Genomic DNA, 23,446 nt, shown 5'->3' on the forward strand with positions numbered 1-23,446 from the left:
GCACTGGCGCCCAGGGGGCGGCGGCACGAGCGGTTCGGGGCCCGCCGCCTGCTAGAATCGCGGGCTTCGACACGGAGAGATGGCAGAGTGGTCGAATGCACCGGATTCGAAATCCGGCGTACAGGTTCTCCTGTACCGAGGGTTCGAATCCCTCTCTCTCCGCCAGCGAGTCTCGAGCCCCTGCAGTGCAGGGGCTTTTTTGTTGGCGGAACGCGAGGCGTGGCGCCTCAGTTGAGCGTGATGTTCGCCTGCTTCGCCACAGCCGAGAACTTGGCCAGGCTCTTGAGCACGAAGGCCTGGGCGTCGCCAGGAGACAAGGGGCTCGCCACCTGGCCGCCCGCCTCCAGGGCCAGCCTGACTTCCGTTGACGCGCTGGCCACGCCCACGGCCGCGTTCAACCGGGCCACGATGGCGCCCGGGACGCCCTTGTGCGTCGCGACGGCGAAGTACTGCGTCGCCTCGTAGCCCTTCAAGCCGGCCTCGTCCATGGTCGGCACGTCCGGCAGGCTGGGGATGCGAAACGGCGTGGTGACCGCGTAGGCCTTGAGCTGCCCCGACTGGATCTGCGGCAGAACCGGCGTGAGCCCCAGCATGGCGAGCCTGACCTGCCCGCCCACGACGTCGACCACGGCCTGGCCGCCGCCTTTGTAGGGCACGTGCAGCATCGCCGTCCCGGCCATGGCGTTCAACAGTTCACCGGCCAGATGCTGCCCTGTGCCCACGCCGGAACTGGCGAAGCTCCACTGCTCGGGCCGCTGCTTCATGGCGGAGATCAAGGCCTTCAGATCGCCAGGCGCGTTCGCGGCGGTGCCTACCAGGACGATCGGCCCCTGCGACAGCAGGCCAACGGCCTGAAGCTCCTGGCCGATCTGCGGCACCGGTCGGCCGAACAGCACCGGCCCCGGCACGGTGACGAAGGTATAGCCGTCGGCTGGCGCTCGCGCGGCCTTCTGCAGCGCCAGCGAGCCAGAGGCGCCCGGTACGTTTTCCACGACGATCGATTGGCCGATCTGTTCGGAGATGCTCTTGGCGAAGACGCGCGTCAAGGTGTCCACCGTGCCGCCCGGAACGAATCCGACGATCCAGGTGATCGGCTTGGCGGCCGGCCATGGGGCCTGCGCCTGGGCAGGCAGACACAGAGGTGCGATGGCGAGCGGCAGGATGAGTCGCAGCAGGACGTGGCGGCGGATGGGCATGTCGGCTCCTTTGTGCGTCGGTGGGGGTCGTTCAACGATCGGGTTCGCCGGGCGGCGTGTTGGGGTGTTCGCGACAACTGGCATTGAAGTCACGGACCATTCGCAGGATCGGCCCCATGACCCAGGTGTTGAAGACCAGCACATCGGTCTCTTCCTTCGGGTCACGCGTGAGGTTGAACAGGTAGGGCGATTCGAGCTTGCCCTGTCCCTGGTTGACCTCGGGCTCCCAGTGGAAGTGCAGCTTCCAGTCGCGCCACTTGGCCGCCCGAAGTTCCTGCTTGATGTAGAAGAGGAAGCCTTCGCGGGCGGACTTCGGCGTTTCGCCGCACAGGAAGGCGCGCTGGTCCACGCCATCGATCGGACGGTCCGTCGGCACCGAAGCGCCACCGATGGCGGCCAGCGTGCTGAACAGGTCCGTCACGTGAACCAGCTCGTTGCTCACGCGGCCGGGGGCGATGCGTCCCGGCCAGCGGGCGATGAAGGGCACGCGCAGGCTGCCCTCCATGGCCGTGTGGTAGGTGCCGCGCCAGGGGCCGGCCGTGCCGCGGTAGGGCGCGCGGAACTCCGGTCCGTTGTCGCTGCAGAAGATGAACAGCGTGTCGTCCGCGATGCCCAGGCGCTGCACCTCGTCCAGCACCTGGCCGACGCGGTGGTCCATCTCCGCCATGGCGTCCGCGAAATCGCCATGGCCGGTGCGCCCGGCGAAGTCCGGGTGCGGCAGCGTGGGAAAGTGCAGGTGCACCAGCGGCAGGTACAGAAAGAAGGGGCGTGCGGCCTCGACCTGGCGACGCATGAAGCGGCACGAGCGCTCCACCAGTTCGGCGTCGATGCCCCGCCGCGCATCCAGGTCGTACACCTTGACCTGGCGCGACGGTTCTCCTGCGACGCCCTCCATGATGCAGGGCAGTTCGACAACGCTCGGGTCGAAACCGATCGAGGACGTGAACTGACTCTCGTCCGTGGTCCGGGGGATGCCATACCACTCGTCAAATCCCCGGTCGGACGGGTAGCGACCCTCGACATCGCCCAGGTGCCATTTGCCGAAATGGGCCGTGGCATAGCCGGCGGCCGAGAGCAATTGCGCCAGGGTGATTTCGCTGCGGGTCAGGCCCTGGGGCAGGCCCGGCGGCACCGATTGCAGGCACCCCGTGCGGATGGGGTGGCGGCCCGACATCAGGGCCGAGCGCGTGGGAACGCAGTCGCTCTCCACGTTGAAGTTCTGCAGCAACAGGCCGTCGCGCGCCAGTTGATCGATGCGGGGCGTGGGTGCGCCCCTCAGCGCGCCGCCTCCGTAGCAGCCCAGTTCCCCCCAGCCGAGGTTGTCGGCCACGATGAGGACGATATGGGGGCGGGCATGGGAGGGCATCGGCGGCAGGGGCTGGGAAGAAGGCACCAATCTACGCCCTGCGGTCGCGAACGGCCATTCCTGATGCGATTGCGTCCTATAACATCCAGGAATGTCTATCGCCATTCAGGACATTCAGTACTTTCTCGCCGTGGCCGAAGCGGGCCGGCTGTCGGGAGCGGCCGAGGAGCTGGGTGTCACCCAGCCGGCGCTCAGCAAGGCCATGCAGCGGGTCGAAGCCCAGTTCGGCCTGCAGCTCTTCGAGCGCCGTGCGCGCGGCGTGGTGCTGACCTCGGCCGGCATACGGGTGGCCGAGCAGATGCGCAAGCTGCAGGCCGACTACGCCGACATCGTGCTGCTGGCCGACGAGATGCGGGCGCAGCAGGCCGGCCTGTTGCGGGTGGGCGTCACGGACACCACGGGCCGCAACCGGATGATCGCCGCCATGGCGTCGCTGCTGAAGCAGCGCCCGGGCCTGCGCGTGCGGATCCGCGTGGACCGCTCGGACGCCCTGGCCGCGCAGGTGCGCGAAGGCACCCTCGACCTGGCGCTCGTGCCCGCCTATGACGGGCAGGCCCTGGGCAGCGAGCGCACCAAGATCGACAACGATCCACTCCTTCCGCTGGTGCGCGCGGGCCACCCCCTGGCCCGCCGCTCACGCCTGAGCCTCAAGGACGTCGCCCCCTTCGGCTGGATGATCGGTCCCGAGCACTCGGCCGCCTATCGCGCACTGCAGGCCGTGTTCTCGCACCACGGCCTGGCGGCGCCCACCATCGTCGTGGAGGTGCCCTTCTCTTCCGAGATGAACCTCGCCATGCTCGCAGCCACCGATCTGCTCACGCTGGTGCCGCGCTCACTGCTTCAGAACACGGCCTCGGCCCGCTTCGCCGAACTGCCCGTCGCGGCGCTTCGCATCCCGCGGGCGGTGGTGCTGCTGTCCCGCGAAGGATCTCCCTGGTCGCCATTGATGCGCACGCTGCGCGACCAGTTGCTCGCGCGTCAGAAGACCTAGTGCATGGCGAGCGACCCGTGCGAGCGCGCGTAGACCTTGGTGAATTCGGCGCCCAGCAGAAAGATCTGCGCGGCGTAGTAGACCCAGGCCAGCAGCACCACCAGAGAGCCCGCGGCCTGGAAGGACTCGGTGATGCCGCTCTTGCCCAGGTACAGGCCGATCAGCAGCTTGCCGAGCTCGAACAGGGCGGCCGTGACCAGCGCACCGATCCACACGTCGCGCCAGGCCACGGACGCGCTCGGCATGAACTTGAAGATCATGGCGAAGAGCACCGTGCTGAAGCCCAGCGACACGAGCATGTTGAGGGCCTGGAGCAGCGCCTCGGCCCCCGGCATCAGCCCGCCTGCCCAGCTCCCCATGGCGGCGATGGCGGCGCCCACCACCAGCGAGACCATCAGCAGGAAGGCCAGCCCCAGGATCAGCCCGAAGGACAGCAAGCGCGCGCGCAGGATGCCCCACACCCCCGTGGGCTTCTCGCGCTCGGGCACGTGCCAGATGCGGTCGAGCGCGCTTTGCAGCTCGGCGAACACCGTGGTGGCGCCGACGACGAGCACCACCATGCTGATGGTTCCTGCCACCAGACCGCGGTCGGTGTCGCTGGCGCGGGCCACCAGGCCCTGCACCAGGCGGGCGCCTTCCGCACCGATCAGGTCGGTGAGCTGCTGCGTGATCTGTCCCGTGACGGCCTCGCGGCCAAAGATCGCTCCGGCGACCGCGATGACGATCACCAGCAGCGGCGCCAGAGAGAACGCGGTGTAGTAAGAGATGGCCGCACCCATGCTGGGGGCGAAGTCGTCGACCCAGGCCCCGATCGCCTGGCGGCAGAGGGCAAGAATCTGTCGCGCGTTCACGGGGCCCCCGTCAGGACCGGTCCGGGGCCTCGCTGGCGGCCAGCGCGGACAGCGCCTCCTCGATGTCCTGCGCGCGGCGCGGCCGCACGGTCCGGCCGACCTCTCGGCCGTCGCGCAAGACCACCAGGGTCGGCCACCACCTGATACCGAACGAGCGGCCGAGCGGCTGCCCGGGACCGTCTTCGATCTTGAGGTGGCGAATGGGCGAGCGGCCCGCGTGGGCGCCCAAGGCCTCGGCGATGGCCGCTTGTGCGGCCCGGCAGATGCCGCAGCCGTTGGAGCCGAACTCGATCACCGTGTCACCGGCCAGGGCGTCGACGTCGGCGCGAGACGGCGCATCGCTCGCATAGGGGAAATCAGGGCTCATGGGTGCGCTCCGGCAAGGCGGGTCCGTCCCCGGCAAATGGCGTGCCCCCTCACGCGGCGGCCAGTCGCTCCAGGCCGCCCAGGTAGGGCCGCAAGGCGGCCGGCACGGTGATGCTGCCGTCCGCGTTCTGGTGGTTCTCCAGCACCGCCACCAGCGCGCGCCCCACGGCCAGGCCCGAGCCGTTGAGCGTGTGCACCAGCTCGTTCTTGCCCTGCGCGTTCTTGAAGCGCGCCTGCATGCGCCGCGCCTGGAAGGCCTCGCAGTTGGAGCAGCTCGAGATCTCGCGGTAGGTGTTCTGCCCGGGCAGCCACACCTCCAGGTCGTAGGTCTTGGCGGCGCCGAAGCCCATGTCGCCGGTGCACAGCGCGACCACGCGGTAGGGCAGTTCCAGTTTCTGCAGCACCGCCTCGGCGTGACCCACCATGTGCTCCAGCGCTTCGTAGCTCTTGTCGGGGTGGGTGATCTGCACCATCTCGACCTTGTCGAACTGGTGCTGGCGGATCATGCCGCGCGTGTCACGGCCCGCGCTGCCGGCTTCCGATCGGAAGCAGGGGCTGTGCGCGGTGAGCTTGATGGGCAGGTCGCTTTCCGCCAGCACGCGCTCGCGCACGGTGTTGGTGAGCGAGATCTCCGAGGTGGAGATGAGGTACTGCTCGGCCGCGTCTTCGTCACCGCCACGCAGCACCCAGAACATGTCGTCCTTGAACTTGGGCAACTGGCCCGTGCCCTCCAGCACCTCGCGGTTGACGATGTAGGGCGTGTAGCACTCGGTGTAGCCGTGCTGCCCGGTCTGCAGGTCGAGCATGAACTGCGCGAGCGCGCGGTGCAGCCGCGCGACCGGGCCGCGCAGGAAGCTGAAGCGCGAGCCGGAGAGCAGCGCGCCGGTTTCGAAATCCAGGCCCAGCGGGGCGCCGAGGTCCACGTGGTCGCGCACGGGGAAGTCGAAACTGCGCGGCGTGCCCCAGCGGCGCACCTCCACGTTGCCCGATTCGTCCTCGCCCACCGGCACGCTTTCATGCGGCAGGTTGGGCACGGCCATGAGCAAGGCCTGCAGCTCGGCCTGGATCACGTCCAGGCGCGCGGCACCGGCTTCCAGCTCGGCCTTGATGGCGCCCACCTGCGCCATGGCCGCCTCGGCCTCGGCGTGCTGGCCCTTGCCCTTGAGCATGCCGATCTGCCTGGACACGCTGTTTCGCTGCGCCTGCAGCTCCTCGGTGCGGGTCTGCAGCGTCTTGCGCTCGCTTTCGAGGGCCTGATAGGCCGCGACGTCGAGGTAGGGCTGCGGCTGCTTGCGCGTCTCGAGCCGGGCCACGACGGCGGGCAGGTCCTTGCGCAGTTGAACGATGTCGAGCATGGGAAGGGGCGGGTGAAGGAAATCAGTGGGTGCCGGCGTCGCCGAGCTTGAGGCCCTTGGGCAGCGGGAATTTGACGGTCTCGGTCAGGCCGTCCATGGAGCGCACGGAGATGGCGCCGAAGGACTTGATGCGGTCGACCACCTGGCGCACCAGGATCTCCGGCGCCGAAGCGCCGGCGGTGAGGCCCACGCGCACGCGGTCCTCGAACCACTCGGGACGCAGCTCGTCCGCGTTGTCCACCATGTGCGCGGGCGTGCCGAGCTTGAGCGAGACCTCGCGCAGGCGGTTGCTGTTGGAACTGGTGGGGCTGCCCACCACGATGACCACGTCGACTTGCGCGCTGAGCAGCTTCACCGCGTCCTGCCGGTTCTGCGTGGCATAGCAGATGTCCTGCTGCTTGGGCTCACGCACCTGCGGAAAGCGCGCCTTCACGGCCCTGAGGATCTCCGCCGCGTCGTCCACCGACAGCGTGGTCTGCGTGACCACCGCAAGCTTCTCGCTCTGCGCCGGGGTCACACGTGCGACGTCGGCCACGTCTTCCACCAGGTGGATGCCGCTGTCGAGCTGGCCCATGGTGCCCTCGACCTCGGGGTGGCCCTTGTGGCCGATCATGATGAACTCGTAGCCCTCGCGGTGCAGCTTGGCCACCTCGATGTGCACCTTGGTCACCAGCGGGCAGGTGGCGTCGAACACGTGAAAGCCGCGCTGCGCGGCCTCGTTCTGCACCGCCTTGCTCACGCCATGCGCCGAGAACACCAGCGTGGCGCCGGGCGGCACGTCGGCCAGGTCCTCGATGAAGATCGCGCCCTTGGACTTGAGGTCGTCGACGACGTAGCGGTTGTGCACGATCTCGTGGCGCACGTAGACGGGCGCGCCGAACTTCTCCAGCGCGCGCTCCACGATCTCGATCGCGCGGTCCACGCCGGCGCAGAAGCCGCGCGGCTCGGCCAGGACGATGTCTTGCAGTTGCGCCATCAGAGCACCCCGATCAGCTCGACCTCGAAGCGCACCGCCTGGCCCGCCAGGGGGTGGTTGAAGTCGAACAGCACGGCGCCATCGGCGCGCACCTCGCGCACGGCCCCGGCGTAGCTGCCCAGGCCATCGGGCGTGGGGAACTGCACCACATCGCCCACGGCGTATTGCTCGTGCGGGTCGCCCAGCTCGTTGAGCAGCTTGCGGGCCACCCACTGCTGCATCTCGGGCTGGCGTTCGCCGAAGGCCTCGCCGGGCGGCAGATCGATGACGGTGCGCGTTCCCTCGGCCAGGCCGATCAGGCGCTGCTCGATGGCGGGCGACAGCTCGCCCTGGCCCAGGCTCAGCGTGGCGGGCTGGCCATTGAAGGTGTCGATGATGACCTGCCCTTGCGCGCCGCTCATGCGGTAGTGCAAGGTGAGAAAGGAGCCGGGCTGGACGTGGGACATGGTGGGGGCGGCAATGCACCCTGGGGGATGGGCGAAACGCGTATTGTAAAAAGCGCGTCCGATCCGGGGAGGAACCACATGCAAGCCCATCTGCGGGCCGGGCCCAAAGGCCTGCCCAGCGACGCGCGACCGCGCGAGAAACTGCTCTCGCGCGGCGCCAGCGCCCTCAGCGACACCGAACTGCTGGCCCTGCTGCTGCGCACCGGCATGGCGGGCAAGCATGTGCTGCAGCTCGCCCAGGAACTGCTCGACACCTGCGGCGGCCTGGCCGGCCTGGTGGCCACGGACGCCGCCGCGCTCGGTCGCATCAAGGGCCTGGGGCCGTCCAAGCGCGCGCTGATCGCGGCGGTGATGGAGATCGCCCGCCGCGCGCTCGCCCAGCCGCTGAAGGCGCGCGACCTGCTCAACGACCCCGCCGCCGCCAGCGAATTCCTGCGCCTGCAGCTGGGCGACCGACCGCACGAGGTGTTCGCCCTGCTGCTGCTGGACAGCCAGCACCGGCTGATCGCCTTCGAGGAACTGTTCCGCGGCACGCTCAACCAGGCCAGCGTGTTCCCTCGCGAGGTGGTGCTGCGCGCCCTGCACCACCAGGCCGCCGCCGTGGTGCTGGCGCACAACCACCCCAGCGGGCTCGCCGAGCCGTCGGCGGCCGACGTGGCGATCACGCGCAGCCTGCGCGACGCGCTGGCCCTGGTGGGTGTGCGGGTGCTCGACCACATCGTCGTCACGCGCGAGCGCGCGGCCTCCTTCTCGCAGCTCGGGCTTCTCTGAGCCGTTCGCGCCGCGTGCCGGGCCCGGCCCGACAATGGCGGCATGAAGGTGAAGACCCTCGGCGAGCTCAAGTCCATCCGCAACGCCCTGGCCGAACGCCGCGCGCGCGAGGCGGCCGAGCGCGAGGCCGAACGCCTGGCCGCCGCGCGGCGCGAGCGCGAACACCGCCTGTTCGAGATCGCGGTGGGCCCGGTGCAGCGCCTGCCCGCGCACGGGCGCGCCCAGCCGCCGCGCCCCTACCCCGAGCCACGCCCGCTGCAGCGCGAGCGGGACGAGGCGGCCGTGATGCGCGAGGCCCTGTCCGACGAGTTCGACGTCGAAACCCTGCTGCACACCGACGAACAGTTGAGCTACCGCCGCCCCGGTCTGGGCCCGGAGGTGGTGCGCAAGCTGCGCGAGGGGCGCTGGGCCATCCAGCGCGAGATCGACTTGCACGGCCTGCGCACCGACGAGGCCCGCGAGGCCCTGGGCCGCTTCGTGCGCGACAGCCACCTGCAAGGTCTGCGCTGCGTGCGCGTGGTGCACGGCAAGGGCCTGGGCTCGCCGGGCCGCGCGCCGGTGCTCAAGGGCCGGGTGCTGCGCTGGCTGGTGCAGAAGAAGGAAGTGATGGCCTTCGTGCAGGCCCGTCCGGCCGATGGCGGGGCCGGTGCGCTGGTGGTGCTGTTGCGTCCGGCGTGACACGCAGGCCCCGCGCGGCGTGACGCCGTGCACGCGGGGCGCCGCCGTGGGGTGCGCGTCGCGCCGACGCGCACCGGCCACGGCATGATCTCGGGCCATGCAGCCCGCCCCGCCCCGCTCGCCGGCCGATCGCCGCCACTGGCTGCTCGCCGTCGGCGCCGCGCTGGCGGGCTGCGCCACGCCGGGCGACCCGCCTCCCGGGGGCCCCGGTGACGACGCCATCGATGGCTCGGCCTGGGCGAAGGCCTGCCGGTTCGACGGTCTCACCGCCGCCGGCCCCTGGCACCACCGCCGCTATGGCAACCGCCGCCCCACCGACTACCGCGCCACCATGTTCGACGGGCATCCCGCGCTGCACGCGCGCAGCGACGCGGGCAACAGCCTGCTGCGCCTGGCCCTGAAGCCGACCGAGCTGCCGCCCGGCGCACGGTTGCGCTTTGCGTGGCGGGCCGATGCGCTGATGGAGCAGGCCGACATGAAAGACCCTCAGGCCGACGACGCCGTGGCGCGGGTGCTGCTCAGCTTCGACGGCGACCGCCAGTCCTGGAGCCGGCGCGACCACATGCTCTCCGAGCTGGCCCACCTGATGACCGGCGAACCCCTGCCCTACGCCACGCTGATGTACGTGTGGGACAACCGCTACCCCGTGGGCACCGTGGTCGAGAACCCCCACACGCGGCGCATCCGCAAACTGGTGGTGCAGCAGGGGCCGCAGCAACTGGGGCGATGGGTGGAGCATGAACGCGACGTACGCGCCGACTACCTCGCGGCCTTCGGCCAGCCCCCGGGCCCCCTCACCGCCGTTGGGCTGATGACCGATGCCAACAACCTGGCCACCCGGGCCGAGGCCTGGTACGGGCCGCTGACGCTGCGCGAGCTCTCGCTGACCACGCGCTGAGCCCCGCTCTCAGCCCCTGCTTCAACCCGGACTGTTGCGCATCCAGTCCGCCGTCTGGAAGAAGCTCTTCCTGAGCCGCTCGCGCAATTCGGCGTCCACCCCGGTCTCGCCCATGGCCTGGTCCATGCAGGCCAGCCACTGGTCGCGCTCCACGATGCCGATGGCGAACGGCATGTGCCGCATGCGCAGGCGGGGGTGGCCGAAGCGCGAGACATAGTGGTCCGGCCCGCCAAGCCAACCGCACAGGAACCAGAACAGCTTCTCGCGCGCGCTGTCCAGCGTGTTGCCGTGCGCGGCGCGCAGTTCGCGGTAAGCAGGCTCCAGGTCCATCAGGTCGTAGAAGCGGTCGACCAGCGCGCGTACGCGCGCCTCGCCGCCGATCCACTCGAACGGGGTGGCGAACTTCGCGGGTTCTTCAGGTTGCAGGAGTTGGTCGCTCATCGGGTTCAGGTGGCGGCGCGGCGCAAAGTTTCAACGACGGGGGTGCGCAGGATGGCGCGCAGGCCCCACCACCCGGCGGCCAGCGCCAGCACCGCACCCGCCAGCGCCCCGCCCAGCGGCACCCAGGGTGAGGCCGTCCAGGTGAATTCGAAGGCGTAGCGAGCCAGCGCCCAGCCCACGGCCACCGCCACCACCGAGGCCAGGAAGCCCGCCAGCAGGCCCACGCCCAGCAGTTCGATGCGCTGCACCTGGCGCAGCAGGCCCGAGCCGGCGCCCACGGCGCGCAGGATGGCGAATTCGCGTTCGCGCTCACCGCGCGTGGCCGTGACGGCCGCCAGCAGCACCACCAGGCCGGCCGCCAGCGTGAAGGCGAAGAGGAATTCGATGGCCGCGATGACCTGTCCCAACACGCGTTGCACCTGCGCGATGGTCTGGCTCATGTCGACGTTGGTGATGTTGGGAAATTCGCGCACCAGGCCGTTGTCGAAGCCCGCGGCCTGGGGCGCGCGGAAGGCGCTGATGTAGGTGATCGGCACGTCGTTCATTTCGGCCACGGGGAACAGCACGAAGAAGTTCACCCGCATGGAGCCCCAGTCGACCTTGCGCAGGCTGGTGATGCGCCGCTCGACCGTCTGGCCGGCGATGTCGAAGCCCAGCGCGTCGCCCAGCTTGAGGCCCAGTTCCTCGGCCAGGCCCTCTTCGACGCTCAGGCCATCGGCCTCCCCGGCTGCCCAGCGCCCGGCCACGACGGGGTTGTTCTCCGGCCGTTCGGCCGTGTGCGACAGGTTGAACTCGCGCTCGACCAGGCGCTGCGCGCGCTCGGCCTCGAAGTCCTCGGGCTGCACGGCCTTGCCGTTGATGGTGACCAGTCGGCCACGGATCATGGGGAACCAGTCGTACTGGCTCACGCCCGCGCGGCGCAAGGCCTGCTGGAAGGGCTGAGCCTGTTCGGGCTGCACGTTGATGACGAAGCGGTTGGGCGCATCGGGCGGTGTGGCGCTGCGCCAGCTGTCGATGAGGTCGGTGCGCAGCAGCACCAGCAGCACCAGCGAGAGCAGACCCACGGCCAGCGCGCTGATCTGCACCACCGCGTAGGCCGGGCGCGCCGAGAGCTGGCGCGTGGCCATGACGAGGGCGCGCGGCGCGGTGGTTTCGTTCACGCTGGCGCGCAGCACGCGCACCGCCAGGTAGCTGATGGCGGCGAACAGCAGCACCGCCGCCGCGAAGCCACCCACAGCGATGCCGCCCAGCAGCAGGTCGCGGCTGGCCGCCAGCAGCAACCCGGCAAAGCCCACCACACCCAGGCCCAGCACACCCAGCGTGGCCGGCTTGAGCTGGCCCACGTCGCGGCGGATCACGCGCAGCGGTGGCACCTTGGCCAGCTGCAGCACCGGGGGCAGACCGAAGGCCAGCAGCAGCGTGAGCCCCATGCCCAGGCCCAGCAACACCGGCACGGGACCGGGCGCGGGCAGGCTGGACTCCACCAGGCCCGCCAGCAGCAGCACGAAGACGTGGTGCACCACCCAGCCCAGCAGCACGCCAAGCGCACTGGCGAACAGGCCCACGATGGCGAACTCGACCGTGTAGGCGCGCGCCATGTTGCCTTGCGAAAGACCCAGCACGCGCAGCATGGCGCAGTCGTCCAGGTGGCGCTGCGCGAAGCCGCGCGCCGCGATGGCCACGGCCACCGCGCACAGCAGCGCGGCCAGCAGGGCCACGAGGTTGAGGAATTTCTCGGCCCGCCCCAGGGTGCGCTGCATCTCGGGCCGGCCGCCCTCGAGCGACTCCAGCCGCACGCCGCGCACGCCGGGGCGCTCGATCTCTGCGCGCGCCCAGCGGCTGAACCCGGCCACGGCGGGCTCGGGGCCGGCCACGGCGAGCCGGTAGCTCACGCGACTGGCGGGTTGCACCAGGCCGGTGGCCGGCAGGTCGTCGTTGCGGATCATCACGCGCGGCGCGAAGCTCATGAAGCCGCCGCCCCGGTCGGGCTCCGCTGTGAGCACGCGCGCGATGGTGAAGCGCCCGTCGCCCAGCAGCAGCGGCTGGCCCACGCGCAGGTCGAGTTGCACCAGCAGGGCCGCGTCCACCCAGGCGGTGCCGCGCGCGGGGATGCCGGGGGCGACGGCGTCGGGCGCGTCCGGCGACTCGGACACGCGCAGCGTGCCGCGCAAGGGGTAGCCCTCGCCGACCGACTTCAGCGCCACCAGTCGCGCCGCGCCGCCCTGCTCATCGCTCGCGCGGCCCATGGTGGGGAAGTTCAGGCTCTGCGTGTGGCGCAGGCCCAGTGCCTCGGCGCGCTCGACGAAGGCCGCGCCGGCCGGCTGGTCGGACACCACCACGGCGTCGCCGCCGATGAGGGCACTCGCGTCGCGCGTCAGGCCTCCCTGCAGGCGGTCGGCGAAGAAGCCCACGGCCGTGAGCGCGGCCACGGCGAGCGTCACGGCGATGACGAGCAGGCGCAGTTCGCCCGCGCGCCAGTCGCGCAGCAGGGACGTCCAGCCGATGCGCCAGAAGGAAGGAGCTTGGGGGTTCATGGACGGCAACCCTAACGCAAACCAAATAACAAAGCTGTCATCAGGACGCAACCCCGGGGGCACGCCAACCCCGAACCGCGAATGCCACGGATCCGGCTCCGCCGGTCCGTCGGCATTGCCCCCTGGGGGGAGGCGCGCAGCGCCGCAGGGGGTTTCTATTTCGTTCCGAAGATGCGGTCGCCGGCGTCGCCCAGTCCCGGGACGATGTATCCGTGCTCGTTGAGGCCGCGGTCAATGACCGGCGTGTAGACCGGCACATCAGGATGCGCATCGTGGAAGGTCTTGAGGCCTTCGGGGCAGGTGACCAGGCAGACGAAGCGGATGGAGCGGGGGTTCGTCTTCTTGAGCCGGTCCACCGCCGCCACGGCCGAGTTGCCCGTGGCCAGCATCGGGTCGAGCACGATCACGTCGCGCTCGTGCATGTCCTGCGGCATCTTGAAGTAGTACTCCACGGCCTTCAACGTGGCCGGGTCGCGGTACAGGCCGATGTGGCCTACGCGCGCACCCGGAATGACCTGCAGCATGCCGTCGAGGAAGCCGTTGCCCGCGCGCAGGATGGAGGCCAGCACGATCTTCTTGCCGTCGATCACGCGCGACTTCATCGGCTCCAGCGGGGTCTCGATGTCGATCTCCTGCATGGGCATGTCGCGCGTGAGCTCGTAGGCCAACAGGGCGCTGAGTTCGTGCACCAGCTCGCGAAAGCTCTTCGTGCTGGTGTCCTTGCGGCGCATCAGCGTGAGCTTGTGCTGCACCAGGGGGTGGGTGATGACGTGGACGTCGCGTGCCATGGCGTGAGGTGGATGGAATTGCGGGGAGGTGGATCAGCCCATGCCGGGCAACTTGGGCATGCCCTTCATGCCGCCCATGCGCTTCATCATCTTCATCAGGCCGCCGCCCTTCATCTTCTTCATCATGCCCTGCATCTGCTCGAACTCCTTGAGCAGGCGGTTGACTTCCTGCACGTGCACGCCCGCCCCGGCGGCGATGCGGCGCTTGCGGGTGGCCTTGATGATCTCGGGCTTGCGGCGCTCCGCCAGGGTCATGCTGCAGATGATTCCTTCCTTGCGCCGGATGTCCTTCTCGGCGCGCGAGAGGTCGGCCTCGCCGGCCTTGGCCGCCATCTGCGCGGGCAGCTTGTCGAGCAGGTTGGACAGGCCGCCCATCTGCTTCATCTGGCGCAACTGGTCGAGGAAGTCATTGAGGTCGAAGCCCTCGCCGCTCTTGACCTTGGCCGCGAGCTTCTGGGCCGAGGCCATGTCCACACCGGCCGTCACCTGCTCGACCAGGGCCACGATGTCGCCCATGCCCAGCACGCGCTGCGCGTGGCGCTCGGCGTCGAACACCTCCAGGCCATCGATCTTTTCCGAGACGCCGGCGAACTTGATCGGCGCGCCGGTGATGGAGCGCACCGACAGCGCCGCGCCGCCGCGCGCGTCGCCATCGAGCTTGGTGAGCACGATGCCGGTGAGCGGCAGCGCTTCCTTGAACGCCTTGGCGGTGTTGATCGCGTCCTGGCCCTGCATGGCGTCGACGACGAACAGGGTCTCCACCGGGTTCAGCACCGCGTGCAGCTCACGGATCTCGCGCATCAGCGCCTCGTCGATGGCGAGGCGGCCGGCGGTGTCGACCAGCAGCACGTCGAAGTGGTGGCGGCGCGCGTGGTCGAGCGCGGCGCGCGCGATGTCGGCGGGTTTCTGCTCGGGCGTGCTGGGGAACCACTCGGCGCCGGCCTGGGCGGTCACGGTCTTGAGCTGTTCGATGGCCGCCGGGCGATAGACGTCTCCCGACACGGTGAGCACCTTCTTCTTGCGCTTCTCGATCAGGTGCCGCGCCAGCTTGGCGGTGGTGGTGGTCTTGCCGGCGCCCTGCAGGCCCGCCATGAGGATGACGGCGGGGGGTTGCGCGGCCAGGTTGAGGTCGGCGACGCCCGCCCCCATGGTCGCGGCCAATTCCCGGTTCACGATGCCCACCAGCGCCTGGCCCGGGGTGAGCGAGCCCACCACGTCCGCGCCCAGCGCCTTGTCCTTCACGCGCGCGATGAAGTCGCGCACCACCGGCAGGGCCACGTCGGCTTCGAGCAAGGCCATGCGCACCTCGCGCAGCATGTCGCTCACGTTGCTTTCGGTGATGCGGGCCTGGCCACGCATTTCCTTGACGATGCGTGACAGGCGGTCGGACAGGGCTGAAGCCATGGCTGGGGCGGAAGTGAGGAGGCGCCGACGGAGCGCCATGGGGACCCGTTGAACGGGGGATCGGGCCGCAAGGCGCCCGGGAGGCGCCGTTAAGATGTGCGGCTGATTTTAGCCCTCGGCACCTGCCGCGCTGGCCCGTGGCCATGAACCTCCTGCCCCAACTGGCTTTGAACCTGCCGGCCGCCGTGCTCTCCACGCTGGCCGCGCTGGCGTATGCGCTGGTGGCCTGGGCGCACCCCCGGCTGGGCAGCTTCCAGGCGCGCGGCCTGCTGGCCATCACCTGGGGCCTGCACCTGCTGGCCCTGCTCGCCAGCCTGCTCAGCGAACCGGTGCGCTTCGGCTTCGCGCCGGCGCTGTCGGTCACGCTGTGGCTGGTGCTCACCGTCTACCTGGTCGAAAGCCGCCTGTACCCGCAGCTTCGGGCGCGCTGGGCGCTGGCCTTGATGGGGGCGGCCGTCATGCTGCTGGTCATTGCCTTTCCGGGCGCAGAACATCCGACGCTGCCCTCGGTCTGGATGCCGCTGCACTGGGCCCTGGGCATCGCGTCCTACGGACTCATCGCCGCCGCCGTGGTGCACGCCTGGCTCATGCAGCGCGCCGAGCGCGCCATGCGCAGCGGCGTCACCAGCGACACGGCCATGCCTCTGCTCACGCTGGAGCGCCTCACCTTCCGCTTCGTGGCCGCCGGTTTTCTGCTGCTCAGCCTCACGCTGGCGGCCGGCTGGCATTTCTCCGAGCAGCTCAACCAGCGCATGGTGTGGAACCACAAGACCGTGTTCTCCGTGCTGGCCTGGGCCACCATGGGTGTGCTGCTCTGGGGCCGCTGGCAACTGGGCTGGCGCGGCCGCACCGCCGTTCGCACGCTTTACGTGGGCGCAGGCTTTCTGCTGTTGGCCTACGTGGGCTCGCGCTTCGTGATCGAGGTGCTGCTGCAACGCACATGACGCACCAAGAATGAAATACCTGCTCGTGCTCGCCGTCGTCGTGGTGGCGTTCTACGTGTGGCGCAACAACCGCCGCACCGAGCGCCAGGAACGTGAGGCCGCCGCGCCGCCACGCCCCGAGCGCAGGCCCGGCCAGCCGATGGCCATGGTGGCCTGCCGCGCCTGCGGCACGCACCTGCCGCTGAGCGAGGCCACCACCGGCCGCGACGGCAGCTACTGCAGCGCAGAGCACCGGCAGCGCATCGAAGGCCCGTCGGCCTGAGGACCCGCATGGCACGCCACGACAGTTCCAGCTTCGCGCCCTCGTGGTACTCGGCCCACGACAGCTCGGGTGCGCAGGCACACGACCAGCGCACCCGTGCCTTCGAACGCCTGTGGCGCGCCTTCATGCGGGCGCGCGTGTTCGTGGCGCTGGTGCTGCTGGCCCTGCAACTGTTCCTGCTGCTCAGCACCCAGGGAAGCACGGTCTGGCTGACCGCCCTCGCCTCCACCTACCTGCTGGCCACCGTGGCGGTGCTGCTGATGTGGAAACCCGCGGAGCATGGCCGCGCGCCCACGGTGCAATGGCTGGTCACCATCGGCCTGGACGTGGCGGTGGTGGCCCTGCTGCAGCACTTCCAGTCGGGCAGCAGCATCAACTTCACCCCGCTGTTCGCCCTGCCGGTGCTCACGGGCGCCATCCTCGGCCCCATGGTGCTGGGCCTGGGCACGGCGGCCGGCGTCACGCTGTTGCTGCTGGCAGAGGCCGCGGTCGACGCCTCGGGACTCGGCCAGCTGGACACCGCGCGCTTCCTGCAGGCCGGGCTGGCGGGCACGGGCTTCTTCCTGGTGGCGGTGCTGGCCCACCAGCTCGCCCTGCGCCTGGCGCGCGAAGAGGCCGTCTCGGCCAGCAGCCAGGCCGCCGCGCGCGCGCAGGCCGCCGTCAACGAGGTGGTCATCGAAAGCCTGGGCGTGGGCGTGCTGGTGATCGACACGCACGGCGTGGTGCGCAACGCCAACCCCGCCGCGCGCGGCATGCTCATGGGCGAGAACTACCCCGAAGGCGCGCGCCTGCTGCTGTCGGCGCGGCCGAGCTGGTCGCACCTGGCCGCGCTGGTCGAGGAAAGCTTCGCCATCGACGCCGCGCTGGAGACCGAAACCACCATCGAACACGGCAACCGCCCCAGCCAGCGCCTGCACGCACGCACCAAGCTCACGCCCGCGGTGGGCGAACGCGGCTCGCTGTGCGTGCTCTTCCTCGAAGACCTGCGCGAGGTCGAGGCGCGCGTGCGGACCGAGAAGCTCGCCTCCATGGGCCGCATGTCGGCCGCCGTGGCGCACGAGATCCGCAACCCGTTGTCGGCCATCACCCAGGCCAACGCCCTGCTCGACGAAGAGGTGCGGGAGCCCGGGCAGAAGCGCCTCACGAAGATGATCGACCAGAACGCGCAGCGGCTCTCGCGCATCGTGGACGACATCCTCAACATCGCCCGTCCCCAGCCCAGCCGAGCCGACGGCCACGTGCCGCCGCTGCCGCTCGATTCCATGGTGCGGCAGGTGACGGCGGAATGGATGCGCCAGAACAGCGTCACCCAGACCCTGGGCGTGCACCTGCACGCCTCGCAGGGCCTGGTGGCCTTCGACCCGGAACACCTGCGCCGCCTGCTGGTCAACCTGCTCGACAACGCCCTGCGCCACGCCAGCGGCAAGCCCGCGTCGATCCGCATCGTCACCCAGCCCAGCGGCAGCGAGCACCTGCGCCTGTCCATCTGGAGCGATGGCGGCCCGCTCGAGGCCAGTGTGCTCAAGCACCTGTTCGAACCCTTTTTCTCGTCCGAGAGCCGCTCCAGCGGCCTGGGCCTGTACATCTGCCGCGAGCTGTGCGAACGCTACGGAGCGCAGATCGCCTACCAGCGCGCCCGCCTGGACCAGCGCGAGGGCAACGAGTTCTACGTGCTCATGCCCTTGGCGACAGGGGCCGCGGCCACCGCCACGCCCGCGCGCGCAGGCGGCCAGCAGCTCAGCCTCTCGCCCGCGTCGAACCCGGCCCACGACCACGAGCACACCATCGTCGATCCGTTGCGCTCGGGCCACCCGCCCCTGGCCACCGGCTGAGCCCAGATGACCGCCTCCGCGAGCGCCTCCATCCTGGTCGTCGACGACGAGCCCGACCTGCGCACCCTGTACGAACTGACGCTGCTGCGCGAAGGACACGCCGTCACCACGGCCGCCAACCTGGAGCAGGCCCGCGAGGGCCTGGCCCAGCAGCGCTTCGACGTGCTCATCACCGACATGCAGCTGCCCGACGGCCTGGGCCTGAGCCTGCTGCGCGAGATCACCGACGGCCAGCGCACCGAGAAGTGCATCGTGATCACCGCCTTCGGCTCCGCCGAGAACGCGGTCGAGTCGCTCAAGGCCGGCGCCTTCGACTACCTCACCAAGCCGGTCGATCTGCGCCAGTTGCGCGGGGCCGTCACGTCGGCGCTGCGCGGCCAGCGGGCACCGCTGGCCGCCGTGCCAGCCAGCGAACCCACCCGCAGCGCGCCCCCGCCACCCAGCGGCGTGCGCGCCCTGGCGCGCCTGGTGGGGCAGGCGCCCAGCATCGTGCAGATCAAGGCCCGAATCGAGAAGGTCGCCACCAGCATGGCGCCGGTGCTCATCCTGGGCGAGTCGGGCACCGGCAAGGAGCTCGTGGCGCGCGCCGTGCATGAATGCAGCCACCGCGCCAGCGGCCCCTTCATCGCCGTCAACTGCGGCGCCATTCCCGAGAACCTCATCGAGGCCGAGTTCTTCGGCGCGCGCAAGGGCGCCTACACCGGCGCCAGCGCCGACCGCGAGGGCTACTTCCAGGCCGCGCACGGCGGCACGCTGTTCCTCGACGAGATCGGCGACCTGCCGCTGGCCATGCAGGCCAAGCTGCTGCGCGTCATCCAGGAGCGCCGCGTGCGCGCGCTCGGCGCCGTGCAGGAAGACGCCATCGACGTTCGCCTGGTCAGTGCCACCCACCGCGACCTGCCCGCGCTGGTGCAGGCCGGCCAGTTCCGCCAGGACCTGTACTACCGCCTCAACGTCATCGGCCTGCGCACTCCCGCGCTGCGCGACCGCCCCGAGGACCTGCCCCTGCTCGCGCAGGCGCTGCTGGAGCGCCTGTGCGCCGAGGCCGGCCAGGCCGTGCCCGAGCTGTCGTCCGCCGCGCTGGCCTGGCTGCAGGCGCGCGAGCTGCCGGGCAACGTGCGCGAACTCGAGAACCTGCTGCAGCGCGCGCTCGCGCTCGCCAGCGGCCCGGTGCTCCATTCCGCCGATTTCGGTGAGACCGGCGACACCGAACCCGCCACGCTGCCCGATCCACTGCCCGAGGCCTCGGCGAGCGAGCCCTACCGCTTCGTGCCGCTGAACCCGCCCGAGGCGGGCGGTGACGAGGCGCTGCCCAGCGACCTGCAGCGCTACCTCGACGACCAGGAGCGCCAGGTGCTGCTCAAGGCCCTGCAGGAATGCGGCTTCAACCGCACCGCGGCGGCCGCCCGCCTGGGCCTGAACCTGCGCCAGATCCGCTACCGCATCCAGCGCCTGGGCATCGTGGTGCCCGGCGCGCCCGGCCATGGCGACAGCGACACCGCGGACTGAGCCCGGCTGGCGCGGCGGCTGGTGGCGCGGCGCGCGGCGCGTCGAATCACCCAACCACGGCCAGCGGCCCCGCGACACGGCGGTCGATCTGATCGTGGTGCACTCCATCAGCCTGCCGCCCGGCGTGTACGGCGGCGATGAGGTCGAGCGGCTGTTCACCAACCGGCTCGACTGGGACGCGCACCCCTATTTCCAGGCCATCCGCGGCATCGAGGTGTCGTCGCACTTCTTCGTGCGGCGCGACGGGCGTGTGCTGCAGTTCGTCTCCACCGCGCGCCGCGCCTGGCACGCAGGCGCCTCGCACTGGCTGGGACGCGACAACTGCAACGACTTCTCGGTGGGCATCGAACTCGAAGGCCTGGAAGGCGAGACCTTCGAAGCACCCCAGTACGAGGCGCTTGCACGCCTGTGCCAGGCCTTGCGTGCGCGCCACCCCATCCGGCACATCGCCGGCCACGAGCACATCGCCCCCGCTCGCAAACACGATCCGGGGCCCGGCTTCGACTGGGCCCGGTTGCGGCAGCTCGTCGGCTGGCCGCCCTCGTGTTTTCCCGAAGCCACACGCGAAGGAACCGCGGGCGCTCCAGTCGACACCGGCCACGATTGATCCGGCCATCGCAGGCCGCGCGCGGCCTGCAGCGCCGAATCGCGCCGCATCCCGCATGAATGCTTCGCTCCACGACCGAAACGCAGTCATGGCCGACGCTCTGCGCAAGTCGCCGCGTTCCGACGCATCGGCACCATCGATGCGTTGAGCGCTCCGGATGACAAAACGCTATCGGTAGTGCCTTGTTGCCCTCCGACACACCAGATATAGTGTGCCCCCAGATACCCCCCAGGCCTGTTTTCCGCGCCCCTCATCCGCATGAGCACCGCACCAGAAAACGGCGCCCGACCCGACCTGATCACCCAGAACAAATCCTGAATCGAGAGGAAACATGCTGAGCGCAGCCACCCCCCAGTCCCCCGTCGCCCCCGCACAGAAGTCCGTGCCCGGCGCTTCGCCCACCTCCTCCACCCCCGTGTCCGCCTACACGCAGTACCAGATCATCCGCCGCAACGGCGCCGTGGTGCCGTTCGAGCCCAGCAAGATCGCCGTCGCCATGATGAAGGCCTTCCTGGCGGTGCACGGCACGCAGGGCGCGGCCTCGGCCAGCGTGCGCGAAACCGTGGACGAGCTCACGCAGAACGTCGTGCGCGCGCTCATGCGCTCGCGTCCGGGCGGCGGCACCTTCCACATCGAGGACGTGCAGGACCAGGCCGAACTCGGCCTGATGCGCAGCGGCCACCATGAAGTCGCCCGCGCCTATGTGCTGTACCGTGAGCGCCGCGCCGCCGAACGCGCCACCCAGGCCGCCGCCGCGCGCGCCGCCGAGCCCGTGCTGCACGTGCTCGACGGCGGCCAGCGCGTGCCGCTGGACATCGACGCCCTCACCCGCCTGATCACCGACGCCTGCGCCGGCCTGGGCGCCGACGTCAAGGCCGACCCCATCGTCGCCGAGACCAAGCGCAACCTGTACGACGGCGTGCCGATCGACGAGGTCTACAAGGCCGCCATCCTGGCCGCGCGCACGCTGATCGAAAAAGACCCCGACTACACCTACGCCACCGCGCGCCTGCTGCTGCATACCATCGTGCGGGAGATCCTGGGCGCCGAGGTGCCGCAGGCCGAGATGGGCCAGCGCTACGCCGACTACTTCCCGCAGTTCATCCGCAAGGGCGTGGACGCCGAGCTGCTCAACCCCGACCTGCTGCAGTTCGACCTGGCGCGCCTGGGCGCCGCGCTCAAGCCCGAGCGCGACCTGCAGTTCGACTACCTGGGCCTGCAGACGCTGTACGACCGCTACTTCCTGCACGTGCGCAAGACGCGCATCGAACTGCCGCAGGCTTTCTTCATGCGCGTGGCCATGGGCCTGTCGCTCAATGAAATCGACCGCGAGGCCCGTGCGATCGAGTTCTACGAGATCCTGTCCACCTTCGACTTCATGAGCAGCACGCCCACGCTGTTCAACAGCGGCACGCTGCGCTCGCAGCTCTCCAGCTGCTACCTCACCACCGTGCCCGACGACCTCGACGGCATCTACGAGTCCATCAAGGACAACGCCATGCTGTCCAAGTTCGCCGGCGGTCTCGGCAACGACTGGACCCGCGTGCGCGGCATGGGCTCGCACATCAAGGGCACCAACGGCAAGTCGCAGGGCGTCGTGCCGTTCCTCAAGGTCGTCAACGACACGGCGGTGGCCGTCAACCAGGGCGGCAAGCGCAAGGGCGCGGTCTGCGCCTACCTGGAGACCTGGCACCTGGACATCGAGGAATTCCTGGAGCTGCGCAAGAACACCGGCGACGACCGCCGCCGCACCCACGACATGAACACCGCGAACTGGATTCCGGACCTGTTCATGAAGCGCGTGCTGGAAAAAGGCGAGTGGAGCCTGTTCTCGCCCTCCAACACGCCTGACCTGCACGACAAGTTCGGCACCGACTTCGAGAAGGCCTACGTCGCCTACGAAGAAAAGGCCGCGCGCGGCGAGATCAAACCCTACCGCAAGGTCCCCGCGTCCGACCTGTGGCGCAAGATGCTCTCGATGCTGTTCGAGACCGGCCACCCCTGGATCACCTTCAAGGACGCCTGCAACGTGCGCAGCCCGCAGCAGCACGCCGGCGTGGTGCACAGCTCCAACCTCTGCACCGAGATCACGCTCAACACCTCCGACACCGAAACCGCCGTCTGCAACCTCGGCTCGGTCAACCTGCTGCGCCACCTGAAGGACGGCGCCATCGACCACGACAAGCTCAAGAAGACCATCGCCACCGCGATGCGCATGCTCGACAACGTGATCGACATCAACTACTACGCGGTCAAGAAGGCGCGCGATTCCAACCTGCGCCACCGCCCGGTGGGCATGGGCATCATGGGTTTCCAGGACGCGCTGTACGAACTTCGCATTCCCTACGCCTCCAACGAAGCCGTCGAATTCGCCGACCGCTCCATGGAAGCCGTCTGCTACTACGCCTACTGGGCCTCCACCGAGCTCTCCCGCGAGCGCGGCCGCTACAGCAGCTTCAAGGGCTCGCTGTGGGACAAGGGCATCCTGCCGCCCGACACCCTGGACCTGCTGGCCAAGGAGCGCGGCGGCTACGTCGACGTGGACCGCTCCAGCAGCCTCGACTGGGACGCCCTGCGCCAGAAGATCGCCCGCGACGGCATGCGCAACTCCAACTGCGTGGCCATCGCCCCCACGGCGACCATCTCCAACATCATCGGCGTGGACGCCTCCATCGAGCCTTGCTTCGGCAACCTCTCGGTCAAGTCCAACCTGTCGGGCGAGTTCACCGTCATCAACAGCTACCTCGTCAAGGACCTGAAGCGCCTGGGCCTGTGGGACGACGTGATGGTCATGGACCTCAAGCACTTCGATGGCTCGCTGCGCCCCATCGACCGCGTGCCGCAGGATGTGAAAGCCCTGTACGCCACCGCGTTCGAGGTCGAGCCGGTGTGGCTGGTGGAAGCCGCCGCGCGCCGCCAGAAGTGGATCGACCAGGCACAGAGCCTGAACATCTACATGGCCGGTGCGTCGGGCAAGAAGCTCGACGAAACCTACAAGCTCGCCTGGCTGCGCGGCTTGAAGACCACCTATTACCTGCGCACCACCTCGGCCACGCAGATCGAGAAATCCACCGGCCGCACGGGACAACTCAATGCGGTGTCGGTGACGCCGAGCGCACCGATGGCCGCGGCCGCGAGTGCAACGACGGTTGCGAGCGAACCCGCCACCGACGTGAAGTTCTGCGCCATCGATGACCCGGGTTGCGAGGCCTGCCAGTGAATCGGATTGCG

At 69.9% G+C, this 23,446-nt stretch carries 21 protein-coding genes and 1 tRNA gene; 11 read left to right on the plus strand and 11 right to left on the minus strand.

Annotation, left to right across the window (positions count from 1 at the left end; genetic code table 11):
• Positions 1–73 precede the first annotated feature (73 nt).
• Positions 74–165: transfer RNA gene (locus tag GTO19_RS14740), tRNA-Ser, on the plus strand.
• A gap of 62 nt (positions 166–227) precedes the next feature.
• Here the strand turns inward: GTO19_RS14740 and GTO19_RS14745 are convergent.
• Positions 228–1,196: a tripartite tricarboxylate transporter substrate binding protein gene (locus tag GTO19_RS14745; RefSeq protein ID WP_291021913.1), complete on the minus strand. Its 969-nt coding sequence runs from the start codon at positions 1,194–1,196 to the stop codon at positions 228–230.
• Between the two features lie 31 nt (positions 1,197–1,227).
• Positions 1,228–2,562, minus strand: coding sequence for an arylsulfatase (locus GTO19_RS14750; protein WP_291021915.1), 1,335 nt, complete (start codon positions 2,560–2,562; stop codon positions 1,228–1,230).
• A gap of 91 nt (positions 2,563–2,653) precedes the next feature.
• Here GTO19_RS14750 and GTO19_RS14755 point away from each other — a divergent pair, with 91 nt between their 5' ends.
• Positions 2,654–3,553, plus strand: a complete 900-nt coding sequence (locus tag GTO19_RS14755) for a LysR family transcriptional regulator (RefSeq protein ID WP_291021917.1) — start codon at positions 2,654–2,656, stop codon at positions 3,551–3,553.
• Here GTO19_RS14755 and GTO19_RS14760 read toward each other — a convergent pair.
• Genes GTO19_RS14760 through GTO19_RS14780 form a run of 5 tightly spaced genes read right to left on the minus strand, consistent with a single transcriptional unit; the run spans position 3,550 to position 7,547 of the window.
• The gene (locus GTO19_RS14760; protein ID WP_291021919.1) at positions 3,550–4,404 is read right to left on the minus strand and encodes a YihY/virulence factor BrkB family protein; all 855 of its coding nucleotides are present in this window, start codon (positions 4,402–4,404) and stop codon (positions 3,550–3,552) included. The two genes, GTO19_RS14755 and GTO19_RS14760, sit on opposite strands and share 4 nt — an antisense overlap.
• A 10-nt stretch (positions 4,405–4,414) precedes the next feature.
• On the minus strand, positions 4,415–4,771 hold the full coding sequence (locus GTO19_RS14765) for a thioredoxin family protein (RefSeq protein ID WP_291021921.1): 357 nt from the start codon (positions 4,769–4,771) through the stop codon (positions 4,415–4,417).
• Positions 4,772–4,820: 49 nt separating this feature from the next.
• Positions 4,821–6,125 carry a serine--tRNA ligase gene (serS, locus tag GTO19_RS14770; protein ID WP_291021923.1) on the minus strand — a complete coding sequence of 435 codons (1,305 nt, stop codon included), beginning with the start codon at positions 6,123–6,125 and terminating at the stop codon, positions 4,821–4,823.
• 22 nt (positions 6,126–6,147) lie between these two features.
• Positions 6,148–7,101: a 4-hydroxy-3-methylbut-2-enyl diphosphate reductase gene (gene ispH / locus GTO19_RS14775; RefSeq protein ID WP_291021925.1), complete on the minus strand. Its 954-nt coding sequence runs from the start codon at positions 7,099–7,101 to the stop codon at positions 6,148–6,150.
• Positions 7,101–7,547, minus strand: coding sequence for an FKBP-type peptidyl-prolyl cis-trans isomerase (locus GTO19_RS14780; RefSeq protein WP_291021927.1), 447 nt, complete (start codon positions 7,545–7,547; stop codon positions 7,101–7,103). The genes ispH and GTO19_RS14780 overlap by 1 nt, the downstream gene beginning before the upstream one ends.
• Positions 7,548–7,625: 78 nt before the next feature.
• Between GTO19_RS14780 and radC the strand changes: the two genes are divergently transcribed.
• From radC to GTO19_RS14795, 3 genes are all read left to right on the plus strand, one after another.
• Positions 7,626–8,318 (plus strand): DNA repair protein RadC, encoded by a 693-nt coding sequence (gene radC / locus GTO19_RS14785; RefSeq protein ID WP_291021929.1) that lies wholly within the window; start codon positions 7,626–7,628, stop codon positions 8,316–8,318.
• 42 nt (positions 8,319–8,360) lie between these two features.
• Entirely contained in the window at positions 8,361–8,996 is a 636-nt protein-coding gene (locus GTO19_RS14790; protein ID WP_291021931.1) for a Smr/MutS family protein, read from the plus strand.
• Between the two features lie 97 nt (positions 8,997–9,093).
• Positions 9,094–9,894 (plus strand): DUF3047 domain-containing protein, encoded by an 801-nt coding sequence (locus GTO19_RS14795; RefSeq protein ID WP_291021933.1) that lies wholly within the window; start codon positions 9,094–9,096, stop codon positions 9,892–9,894.
• Positions 9,895–9,915: 21 nt separating this feature from the next.
• On the opposite strand, the gene GTO19_RS14800 is transcribed toward GTO19_RS14795, so the two are convergent.
• The 4 genes from GTO19_RS14800 to ffh form a co-directional block, all read right to left on the minus strand.
• Positions 9,916–10,335 (minus strand): group II truncated hemoglobin, encoded by a 420-nt coding sequence (locus tag GTO19_RS14800; RefSeq protein WP_291021935.1) that lies wholly within the window; start codon positions 10,333–10,335, stop codon positions 9,916–9,918.
• A gap of 5 nt (positions 10,336–10,340) precedes the next feature.
• Positions 10,341–12,869, minus strand: coding sequence for an FtsX-like permease family protein (locus GTO19_RS14805; protein ID WP_291021937.1), 2,529 nt, complete (start codon positions 12,867–12,869; stop codon positions 10,341–10,343).
• A gap of 155 nt (positions 12,870–13,024) precedes the next feature.
• Positions 13,025–13,657 carry a uracil phosphoribosyltransferase gene (gene upp / locus GTO19_RS14810; RefSeq protein ID WP_291021939.1) on the minus strand — a complete coding sequence of 211 codons (633 nt, stop codon included), beginning with the start codon at positions 13,655–13,657 and terminating at the stop codon, positions 13,025–13,027.
• A gap of 33 nt (positions 13,658–13,690) precedes the next feature.
• Positions 13,691–15,061: a signal recognition particle protein gene (gene ffh / locus GTO19_RS14815; RefSeq protein WP_291021941.1), complete on the minus strand. Its 1,371-nt coding sequence runs from the start codon at positions 15,059–15,061 to the stop codon at positions 13,691–13,693.
• Between the two features lie 143 nt (positions 15,062–15,204).
• Between ffh and GTO19_RS14820 the strand changes: the two genes are divergently transcribed.
• The 6 genes from GTO19_RS14820 (at position 15,205) to GTO19_RS14845 (ending at position 23,435) form a co-directional block, all read left to right on the plus strand.
• Complete coding sequence (locus GTO19_RS14820; protein WP_291021943.1) at positions 15,205–16,005, plus strand: inner membrane protein YpjD; 801 nt, start codon at positions 15,205–15,207, stop codon at positions 16,003–16,005.
• Positions 16,006–16,015: 10 nt separating this feature from the next.
• Positions 16,016–16,267 carry a PP0621 family protein gene (locus tag GTO19_RS14825; RefSeq protein ID WP_291021945.1) on the plus strand — a complete coding sequence of 84 codons (252 nt, stop codon included), beginning with the start codon at positions 16,016–16,018 and terminating at the stop codon, positions 16,265–16,267.
• An 8-nt stretch (positions 16,268–16,275) separates the two neighbouring features.
• Positions 16,276–18,099: an ATP-binding protein gene (locus tag GTO19_RS14830; RefSeq protein WP_291021947.1), complete on the plus strand. Its 1,824-nt coding sequence runs from the start codon at positions 16,276–16,278 to the stop codon at positions 18,097–18,099.
• Between the two features lie 6 nt (positions 18,100–18,105).
• Positions 18,106–19,608 (plus strand): sigma-54 dependent transcriptional regulator, encoded by a 1,503-nt coding sequence (locus tag GTO19_RS14835; RefSeq protein WP_291021949.1) that lies wholly within the window; start codon positions 18,106–18,108, stop codon positions 19,606–19,608.
• On the plus strand, positions 19,583–20,215 hold the full coding sequence (ampD, locus tag GTO19_RS14840) for a 1,6-anhydro-N-acetylmuramyl-L-alanine amidase AmpD (protein WP_291021951.1): 633 nt from the start codon (positions 19,583–19,585) through the stop codon (positions 20,213–20,215). Before GTO19_RS14835 ends, ampD begins: the two co-directional genes overlap by 26 nt.
• 331 nt (positions 20,216–20,546) lie before the next feature.
• Positions 20,547–23,435 (plus strand): ribonucleoside-diphosphate reductase subunit alpha, encoded by a 2,889-nt coding sequence (locus tag GTO19_RS14845; RefSeq protein WP_291021953.1) that lies wholly within the window; start codon positions 20,547–20,549, stop codon positions 23,433–23,435.
• The last annotated feature ends 11 nt before the right edge of the window (positions 23,436–23,446 follow it).

Origin of the sequence: Hydrogenophaga sp. (genome assembly GCF_011772445.1) — a bacterium.
Taxonomy (GTDB): Bacteria; Pseudomonadota; Gammaproteobacteria; order Burkholderiales; family Burkholderiaceae_C; genus Hydrogenophaga.

What these genes read in the sequence shown, in the direction of transcription:
- GTO19_RS14795 (WP_291021933.1), top strand. Translation starts at nt 9,094, where the DNA reads ATGCAGCCCGCCCCGCCCCGCTCGCCGGCCGATCGCCGCCACTGGCTG.
- radC (WP_291021929.1), top strand. Translation starts at nt 7,626, where the DNA reads ATGCAAGCCCATCTGCGGGCCGGGCCCAAAGGCCTGCCCAGCGACGCG.
- GTO19_RS14830 (WP_291021947.1), top strand. Translation starts at nt 16,276, where the DNA reads ATGGCACGCCACGACAGTTCCAGCTTCGCGCCCTCGTGGTACTCGGCC.
- GTO19_RS14835 (WP_291021949.1), top strand. Translation starts at nt 18,106, where the DNA reads ATGACCGCCTCCGCGAGCGCCTCCATCCTGGTCGTCGACGACGAGCCC.
- serS (WP_291021923.1), bottom strand. Translation starts at nt 6,125, where the DNA reads ATGCTCGACATCGTTCAACTGCGCAAGGACCTGCCCGCCGTCGTGGCC.
- GTO19_RS14845 (WP_291021953.1), top strand. Translation starts at nt 20,547, where the DNA reads ATGCTGAGCGCAGCCACCCCCCAGTCCCCCGTCGCCCCCGCACAGAAG.
- ffh (WP_291021941.1), bottom strand. Translation starts at nt 15,061, where the DNA reads ATGGCTTCAGCCCTGTCCGACCGCCTGTCACGCATCGTCAAGGAAATG.
- GTO19_RS14765 (WP_291021921.1), bottom strand. Translation starts at nt 4,771, where the DNA reads ATGAGCCCTGATTTCCCCTATGCGAGCGATGCGCCGTCTCGCGCCGAC.
- GTO19_RS14800 (WP_291021935.1), bottom strand. Translation starts at nt 10,335, where the DNA reads ATGAGCGACCAACTCCTGCAACCTGAAGAACCCGCGAAGTTCGCCACC.
- GTO19_RS14745 (WP_291021913.1), bottom strand. Translation starts at nt 1,196, where the DNA reads ATGCCCATCCGCCGCCACGTCCTGCTGCGACTCATCCTGCCGCTCGCC.
- ispH (WP_291021925.1), bottom strand. Translation starts at nt 7,101, where the DNA reads ATGGCGCAACTGCAAGACATCGTCCTGGCCGAGCCGCGCGGCTTCTGC.
- GTO19_RS14825 (WP_291021945.1), top strand. Translation starts at nt 16,016, where the DNA reads ATGAAATACCTGCTCGTGCTCGCCGTCGTCGTGGTGGCGTTCTACGTG.
- ampD (WP_291021951.1), top strand. Translation starts at nt 19,583, where the DNA reads ATGGCGACAGCGACACCGCGGACTGAGCCCGGCTGGCGCGGCGGCTGG.
- GTO19_RS14790 (WP_291021931.1), top strand. Translation starts at nt 8,361, where the DNA reads ATGAAGGTGAAGACCCTCGGCGAGCTCAAGTCCATCCGCAACGCCCTG.
- GTO19_RS14750 (WP_291021915.1), bottom strand. Translation starts at nt 2,562, where the DNA reads ATGCCCTCCCATGCCCGCCCCCATATCGTCCTCATCGTGGCCGACAAC.
- upp (WP_291021939.1), bottom strand. Translation starts at nt 13,657, where the DNA reads ATGGCACGCGACGTCCACGTCATCACCCACCCCCTGGTGCAGCACAAG.
- GTO19_RS14780 (WP_291021927.1), bottom strand. Translation starts at nt 7,547, where the DNA reads ATGTCCCACGTCCAGCCCGGCTCCTTTCTCACCTTGCACTACCGCATG.
- GTO19_RS14820 (WP_291021943.1), top strand. Translation starts at nt 15,205, where the DNA reads ATGAACCTCCTGCCCCAACTGGCTTTGAACCTGCCGGCCGCCGTGCTC.
- GTO19_RS14805 (WP_291021937.1), bottom strand. Translation starts at nt 12,869, where the DNA reads ATGAACCCCCAAGCTCCTTCCTTCTGGCGCATCGGCTGGACGTCCCTG.
- GTO19_RS14755 (WP_291021917.1), top strand. Translation starts at nt 2,654, where the DNA reads ATGTCTATCGCCATTCAGGACATTCAGTACTTTCTCGCCGTGGCCGAA.